5 protein-coding genes are annotated in these 8,072 nt (G+C 43.9%); 1 reads left to right on the top strand and 4 read right to left on the bottom strand.

Going from position 1 to position 8,072, the window contains the following annotated elements:
* Positions 1–83 precede the first annotated feature (83 nt).
* The 4 genes from yfaE to ubiG all read right to left on the bottom strand — a co-directional run bounded on the left by yfaE (position 84) and on the right by ubiG (position 5,029).
* The gene (gene yfaE, locus J4N42_RS08065) at positions 84–362 is read right to left on the bottom strand and encodes a class I ribonucleotide reductase maintenance protein YfaE (RefSeq protein ID WP_252027343.1); all 279 of its coding nucleotides are present in this window, start codon (positions 360–362) and stop codon (positions 84–86) included.
* Complete coding sequence (gene nrdB / locus J4N42_RS08060; RefSeq protein WP_252027342.1) at positions 362–1,495, bottom strand: class Ia ribonucleoside-diphosphate reductase subunit beta; 1,134 nt, start codon at positions 1,493–1,495, stop codon at positions 362–364. The genes yfaE and nrdB overlap by 1 nt, the downstream gene beginning before the upstream one ends.
* Before the next feature lie 76 nt (positions 1,496–1,571).
* Complete coding sequence (gene nrdA / locus J4N42_RS08055; protein WP_252027340.1) at positions 1,572–3,854, bottom strand: class 1a ribonucleoside-diphosphate reductase subunit alpha; 2,283 nt, start codon at positions 3,852–3,854, stop codon at positions 1,572–1,574.
* Between the two features lie 467 nt (positions 3,855–4,321).
* A complete protein-coding gene (ubiG, locus tag J4N42_RS08050) occupies positions 4,322–5,029 on the bottom strand; it encodes a bifunctional 2-polyprenyl-6-hydroxyphenol methylase/3-demethylubiquinol 3-O-methyltransferase UbiG (protein WP_252030809.1) in 708 nt (235 codons plus the stop codon).
* A 290-nt stretch (positions 5,030–5,319) separates the two neighbouring features.
* On the opposite strand from ubiG, the gene gyrA reads away from it, so the two are divergent.
* A complete protein-coding gene (gene gyrA, locus J4N42_RS08045; protein ID WP_252027338.1) occupies positions 5,320–7,938 on the top strand; it encodes a DNA topoisomerase (ATP-hydrolyzing) subunit A in 2,619 nt (872 codons plus the stop codon).
* The last annotated feature ends 134 nt before the right edge of the window (positions 7,939–8,072 follow it).

The raw sequence follows: 8,072 nt of genomic DNA, 5'->3' as shown, positions 1-8,072 counted from the left end.
CCTGATTTGCTTGTTGTATTCGATCATGAAAAAGACCAGCTCGATGGCTGGTCTTTTTATTATCTATTTGTATAGCAAGATAGCTAAGCTCGTTTTTCTTTCAAACGGTAGCTGACATTCTCAAGCTCAATGTCACTTTTGGCTTTACAAATACACGGAAGGATTTCGTCGCCTTGTGTATATGCCATAGCAAAACCAACATACTCGACTTCACCTGATTTCAAAGTACAACGACAAGCACCACAGTGGCCATCTCGGCAGTTATACTCTGGCTCCAATCCAGCATTCTCCATTGTTTCTAACAGAGTGTTTGATGGGTTAGACTCAATCGCTGTGAGCGTGTTGATTTTTATCGTTGGCATTACAGTTCGAAGCCCTCGAAGTCATCCGCGTTAATTTCGTTATCGATTTGGCCTACTAGGTAAGAGCTGATTTCCGCTTCTTGTGGAGCAACCTGTACGTTATCAGAAGATAACCAAGCGTTAATCCAAGGGATTGGGTTAGAAGTCGCTTCTGGGTAAGCCGTACCTAAACCTACAGCCTGCATACGAACGTTGGTAATGTACTCAACGTATTGACACAGGATGTCTTTGTTAAGGCCGATCATTGAACCGTCTTTGAATAGGTATTCTGCCCATTCTTTTTCTTGCTCTGCTGCTTCTTTAAACAGGTCGAAACATTCCTGCTTACATTCTTCTGCAATTTGCATGAATGAGAAGTCGTCTTGACCATTGCGAAGTAGGTTCAGCATATGCTGAGTACCTGTTAGGTGTAGTGCTTCATCACGTGCAATTAGCTTGATGATCTTCGCGTTACCTTCCATTAGCTCACGCTCAGCGAAAGCAAATGAACACGCAAAGCTTACATAGAAGCGAATAGCTTCAAGTGCGTTCACTGACATCAGACATAGGTACAGTTTCTTCTTCAGATCATTCAGGCTAACAGTCACTGTTTCGCCATTCAGTTCGTGTGTACCTTCACCGTAACGGTGGTAGTCGTTAGTTAGCTGAATTAGGTCGTCGTAGTAGTGTGCAATGTCTTTTGCACGCTTAAGGATATGCTCGTTCTCTACGATGTCGTCAAACACAATAGCAGGATCATTTACGATGTTACGAATGATGTGCGTGTATGAGCGAGAGTGAATCGTTTCTGAGAATGACCATGTTTCAATCCAAGTTTCTACTTCAGGTAGAGATACCAGTGGAAGTAGAGCAACGTTAGGGCTACGGCCTTGGATTGAATCTAGCAGCGTTTGATACTTCAAGTTAGAGATGAAAATGTGCTTTTCATGCTCAGGAAGCTTGTTGTAGTCGATACGGTCGCTAGATACGTCAACTTCTTCTGGACGCCAGAAGAAAGAAAGCTGCTTTTCGATTAGCTTTTCGAAAATTTCAAATTTCTGTTGGTCGTAACGAGCAACGTTTACTGATTGACCTAGGAACATTGGTTCTTTGAGTTGGTCATTCTTGTTTTGAGAAAAAGTACTGTAAGCCATAAATGCCTCAATTCCTTTTAAGCCCCTCTCTCTCGAGAAGGGCACTTAAATCATTATTCTGTTTGTTGGCGTCGAATTAAATCTTACAACCGCCGCCAGCGCAATCATCTTCTTGAACGGCTACCGCTCCAGATTGCTCATCTTTCGCACCATCACGAGTGTTGTGGTAGTACAGTGTCTTCACGCCGTATTTATAGGCAGTAAGAAGGTCTTGAAGCAGCTTCTTCATTGGAACCTTACCACTGTCGTATACACTTGGGTCGTAGTTGGTATTAGCTGAGATCGCTTGGTCAACAAACTTCTGCATGATACCGACGAGATGTAAATAGCCATCGTTCGAGCCGATATTCCAAAGAAGCTCATAGTTGTCTTTCAAGTTAACGAAATCAGGTACAACTTGCTTCAATATGCCATCTTTTGATGCTTTAACAGATACGTAACCACGTGGTGGCTCAATGCCGTTAGTCGCATTTGAAATCTGCGATGATGTTTCAGAAGGCATCAATGCTGTTAGCGTTGAGTTACGTAAGCCATGAGTCATGATCTCTTCACGCAGACCATCCCAGTCATAGTGAAGTTGCTCATCACATACTAGGTCGACATCTTTTTTGTAAGTGTCGATTGGTAGTAAACCTTTCGCGTAATTAGTCTCATCAAATGATGGACACTTACCTTGCTCTTTAGCTAGCGCTACAGAAGCTTTCAATAGGTAGTATTGAATCGCTTCAAATGTGCGGTGAGTTAGGCCGTTTGCACTGCCGTCAGAGTACTTCACACCGTGTTTTGCTAGGTAGTATGCATAGTTGATTACACCAACACCTAGAGTACGACGATTCATAGTCGACTTGTACGCCGCTGGAAGCGGGTAGTCTTGATAGTCAAGTAGTGCATCTAGCGCACGAACGACTAGGTCAGATAGCTCTTCGAAGTCATCTAGAGAGTTGATTGCACCAAGGTTGAATGCCGATAGTGTACACAGAGCAATTTCACCAGAGTCATCTTCAACGTTTGTAAGCGGCTTCGTTGGCAGCGCGATTTCCAAACATAGGTTAGATTGACGAACAGGTGCGACTTCTGAGTCGAATGGGCTATGTGTATTACAGTGGTCCACGTTCTGAATGTAAATACGACCAGTAGAAGCGCGCTCTTGCATTAACAGAGAGAACAGCTCAACGGCTTTCACTTTCTCTTTCTTGATAGAAGGGTCGTTTTCGTACTGAACATATAGACGCTCAAATTCTTCTTGGTTTTCGAAGAATGCATCGTATAGACCAGGGACGTCTGATGGAGAGAACAGAGTGATGTCGCCACCTTCAACAAGACGAGCGTACATAAGTTTGTTCAACTGAACGCCGTAGTCCATGTGACGTACACGGTTTTCTTCAACACCACGGTTATTCTTCAGTACGAGCAGCGACTGAACTTCACCGTGCCATAGTGGGTAGAATACTGTTGCTGCACCGCCACGTACGCCGCCTTGAGAACAACATTTAACCGCAGTTTGGAAGTACTTATAGAATGGAATACAACCAGTATGGAATGCTTCACCACCACGGATCTCAGAACCTAGCGCACGAATGCGGCCAGCGTTAATTCCGATACCTGCACGTTGAGAAACGTAGCGTACGATCGAACTTGCTGTTGCGTTGATAGAGTCAAGACTATCGCCACATTCAATAAGAACACATGAGCTGAACTGACGAGTCGGAGTACGTACACCAGACATGATCGGTGTAGGTAGAGAAATCTTAAAGGTAGATGTCGCATCATAGAAACGCTTGATGTAATCGAGGCGCGTTTCTTTAGGGTAATTCGCGAACAAACATGCTGAGACCAACATGTACAAGAACTGCGCACTTTCGTAGATTTCACCAGACACACGGTTTTGTACGAAGTACTTACCTTCAAGCTGTTTTACAGCAGCGTAAGAGAAGTCTAGATCGCGCTTGTGATCGATGTACTCATTCAGTTCATCAAGCTCTACTTTTGTGTAGTCTTCTAGTAAGTGTTTGTCGTACTTACCCATATCTACAAGTCGAGCTACGTGGTCGTATAGCGCTGGTGGCTCATATTGGCCATACGCTTTCTTACGTAGATGGAATACAGCAAGACGTGCAGCTAGGTATTGATAGTCTGGCGTTTCTTCTGAAATAAGATCCGCTGCTGACTTGATGATCGTTTCGTGGATATCTGATGTGGTGATGCCTTCGTAGAACTGAATGTGAGCTCTTAGTTCTACCTGAGATACAGAAACATTTTGCAGGCCCTCGGCAGCCCATGTAATGACACGGTGTAGCTTGTCGAGATCAATGTTTTCTTTGCGGCCATCACGCTTAGTGACGGTGAGTTGTTGGTTCATTCTGCTTAATTTCCCTAACAAAACTGATTAAAGCCGTATTATTGAATCTTTTTAACTGCAAATTTTGAAAAGTGCATATCGGCTTTGTGATCAAGCTCTACCTCTATATTGTAGTTCAAACACAAGATATAGGGGTGCTTCGTTATTCGGGTTACAAGATAGTGCTATATCCCAACCTTTTCAAGGTACAGATCTGGGAAGAGTTGTGGATAACTGACAAAAATAAAAAAAACAGTAAGTGTCTACTAACCGATGAAAATAGAGCTGGTGTGATTGTAGAAAATTACCGTTTCATGATCGGTTTATTTGTAACCACAAACAAAAAAAAATCTCTTGATCTTTGAACAAAATGGGGAGCGAAAATTGAGTTGGTCAAAATGGAATCTAATCGACAAAATTTGTTTGTTTTTTGACTAAAAAAGGCGGTGAGCTTGTGCTACCGCCTTGCGCCATTTATTGATCAACGACTAGAGCTTTTGCGTATGAACGATATAGTTGACGTCGACATTGGATCCTAATTTATAGCTGTCGGTCAATGGGTTGTAGTGCAAACCTGTGATACCAAGCTCTTGAAGATCCGTTTTATCGACCATTTTGATCAACTCAGAAGGGCGAATGAACTTGTCGTGGTCGTGAGTGCCTTCTGGAACAATTTTAAGTAGCTTTTCAGCCCCCACAATGGCAAACAAATAAGACTTCATGTTGCGATTTAGGGTTGAGAAAAAGACATGACCGCCAGGCTTCACTAATGCGGCACAAGATTGGATAACAGAAAGGGGATCTGGAACATGTTCCAGCATCTCCATACAGGTCACCACGTCGTATGTCTGTGCATTATCGCTAGCATGATCTTCAATCGTACTTTGAATGTAAGTAAGGGTTGTTCCTGTTTCGAGTGCGTGTAGCCTCGCGACTTCTAAAGGCTCTTTACCCATGTCTAAGCCTGTCACTTCAGCGCCAGTTTTCGCCATGCTTTCTGCGAGGATGCCGCCACCGCAGCCAACGTCTAGCACTTTCTTGCCAAACAGTCCGCCAGATTTCTCAAGCACATAATCAAGACGAAGTGGGTTGATTTGATGTAGAGGTTTAAATTCGCCTTCTAGGTCCCACCAACGTGAGGCCATATCCTCAAATTTTTTAATTTCACTAGGATCGACGTTTTGCGGCTTAGTCATAATCGAGTTACTCACATTCGAAATACTTCCATGAACATTGCGGGCATTATAACCACAACTCGCGGCATGAACATAGTAAGCAGTATATTCGTAAATAACCGAACAAAAAATCACCGTTTTTCATATGGATATTGGACGAGTGTGCAAATTCTCGGCAATTGATTCACAACCAAGCTCACAACCTGATAAAAGGAGAGGGAAAGTAATGCCGAACAGGCTAATAGTATGTTATATTTTTCGACCTTGTACGTATCGAACATACGATCAAACTATAGAGGGATAATGGCTCTATGAGCGATCTAGCTAAAGAGATCACGCCCGTAAACATTGAAGATGAGCTTCGAGGTTCATACCTAGACTACGCGATGTCAGTTATCGTGGGTCGTGCTCTTCCAGATGTGCGTGATGGCCTAAAACCTGTACACCGCCGCGTATTATTCGCGATGAATGTACTAGGCAATGATTGGAATAAACCATATAAAAAATCTGCCCGTGTGGTAGGTGACGTAATCGGTAAATATCACCCACATGGTGATAGCGCGGTATACGATACTATTGTACGTATGGCTCAGCCGTTCTCACTTCGCTACATGCTAGTCGATGGCCAAGGTAACTTTGGTTCGATCGATGGTGACTCAGCAGCGGCAATGCGTTATACCGAAGTTCGCATGGCAAAAATTGCCCACGAACTGCTGGCTGACTTAGATAAAGAAACTGTGGACTATGTACCTAACTATGATGGTACTGAACAAATTCCAGCAGTTCTTCCTACAAAGATTCCTAACCTATTGGTAAACGGTGCTTCAGGTATCGCAGTAGGTATGGCAACGAACATTCCTCCGCATAACTTGACGGAAGTAATCGATGGTTGCTTGGCATACATCAATAATGAAGCGATCACTATTGATGAGCTAATGGACTACATTCCAGGTCCAGATTTCCCAACTGCTGCTTTGATCAGTGGTCGTAAAGGCATCGTAGATGCTTATAAGACTGGTCGCGGCAAGATCTATATGCGCTCTAAAGCGGATATCGAAGCTGACAAGAATGGTAAAGAAACCATTATTGTTACGGAAATCCCTTACCAGGTGAACAAAGCTCGCTTAATCGAAAAGATTGCCGAGCTAGTTAAAGATAAGAAAGTCGAAGGTATCAGTGCACTACGTGATGAGTCTGACAAAGACGGTATGCGTATTGTTATTGAATGTAAGCGTGATGCGGTAGGCGAGGTTGTCCTTAATAACCTTTACGCGCAGACTCAGCTGCAAACTACGTTCGGCATTAACATGGTTGCACTGAACAATGGTCAGCCACAGCTATTCAACCTGAAAGATATGTTGAAGTGCTTTGTGGATCACCGTCGTGAAGTTGTAACTCGCCGTACTATCTTCGAATTGCGCAAAGCTCGCGAACGTGCGCATATTCTTGAAGGTTTGGCTCTTGCTCTTGCGAATATCGATGAGATCATCGAACTAATCCGTAAAGCACCAACTCCAGCGGAAGCGAAAGCAGGCTTAACAGCCCGTGGCTGGGATCTTGGTAATGTTGCGGCAATGCTAGAGCGCGCTGGTACCGATGCAGCTCGCCCTGAGTGGCTAGAAGCTCAATACGGTATCCGTGATGGCCAGTACTACCTAACTGAACAGCAAGCTCAAGCGATTCTTGATCTTCGTCTACAGAAACTAACAGGCCTAGAGCATGAGAAGATTCTTGACGAATACAAAGCATTGCTAGAAGAAATCGCTGAGTTAATGCGAATTCTTGCAAGCACTGAACGTCTGATGGAAGTTATTCGTGAAGAGCTTGAAGCCGTTCGTGATGGATTTGGTGATGTTCGCCGTACAGAAATCACAGCTGCAAGCCACGACATCGATATGGAAGAGCTAATCGCTCGTGAAGATGTTGTAGTGACGCTGTCTCACGAAGGTTACGTGAAGTACCAATTACTAAGCGATTACGAAGCACAGCGTCGTGGTGGTAAAGGTAAGAGCGCAACTAAGATGAAGGAAGAGGATTACATTGAGCGTCTGCTTGTTGCGAATACTCATGACAACATCTTATGTTTCTCGACTCGCGGTAAAACATATCGCTTGAAGGTATACCAATTACCACTGGCAAGTCGTACAGCGCGTGGTAAGCCAATTGTGAACATCCTTCCTCTGGAAGAGAATGAGCGTATTACTGCGATTCTACCGGTTTCAGAATTCAGTCCAGAGAAGTTTATCTTTATGGCGACTGGTGACGGTACCGTTAAGAAAACATCACTTGATCAATTCTCTAACGTGCGCGCTAACGGCCTGATTGCGGTTAACCTACGCGACGATGATTCATTGATCGGTGTAGATATCACTAATGGTGATAGCGACATCATGTTGTTCTCGAAAGCAGGTAAAGTTGTTCGCTTTAGCGAAGACAAAGTTCGTGCTATGGGACGTACAGCGGCAGGTGTTCGCGGTATGAAGCTAGCAGAAGACGATCAAGTTGTTTCTCTAATCGTTCCTTCAAATGAGGGTGACGTACTGACTGTGACTCAAAATGGTTATGGTAAACGTACTGAACTTGCTGAGTACCCAACGAAAGGCCGTGCAACTCAAGGTGTTGTGTCGATTAAGGTCTCTGAACGTAACGGTCCAGTGGTTGGAGCCATTCAAGTTGAGGAAGGCGACGAGATGATGATGATCACTGATGCCGGTACGCTAGTGCGTACTCGTGTGGCAGAGGTGAGTCAAGTTGGTCGTAATACTCAAGGTGTTACTTTGATCCGTACTGCGGAAGATGAAAATGTCGTTGGCCTACAGCGTATTGAAGAAGTGGAAGAAGCTGACTTTGAAGAAAGTGAGCAAACTGAAGCGGTATCCAATGAAGCTGGTGAATCTTCAAATTCAGACGAAGCAAATAACGAAGAGTAATTCCTCGCTATTCTAATAAAAACCGAGCCATGTGCTCGGTTTTTTGTATCTATTCAACAATAAAGCCGAACCAATATTATTTGTCAGTTTTAAAGAAGCGCCAGAGCTTAGACAAATTTAGTATTTACATCGTA

Source organism: Vibrio sp. SCSIO 43135, from assembly GCF_023716665.1.
Lineage (GTDB): Bacteria > Pseudomonadota > Gammaproteobacteria > Enterobacterales > Vibrionaceae > Vibrio > Vibrio paucivorans.
The sequence above is the reverse complement of the archived record's forward strand: the minus strand, read 5'-3'. Positions and strand labels throughout refer to the sequence as shown.

Excerpts from the sequence above, each read along its gene's own strand:
- gyrA (WP_252027338.1), top strand. The coding sequence starts at position 5,320 with ATGAGCGATCTAGCTAAAGAGATCACGCCCGTAAACATTGAAGATGAG.
- nrdA (WP_252027340.1), bottom strand. The coding sequence starts at position 3,854 with ATGAACCAACAACTCACCGTCACTAAGCGTGATGGCCGCAAAGAAAAC.
- ubiG (WP_252030809.1), bottom strand. The coding sequence starts at position 5,029 with ATGACTAAGCCGCAAAACGTCGATCCTAGTGAAATTAAAAAATTTGAG.
- nrdB (WP_252027342.1), bottom strand. The coding sequence starts at position 1,495 with ATGGCTTACAGTACTTTTTCTCAAAACAAGAATGACCAACTCAAAGAA.
- yfaE (WP_252027343.1), bottom strand. The coding sequence starts at position 362 with ATGCCAACGATAAAAATCAACACGCTCACAGCGATTGAGTCTAACCCA.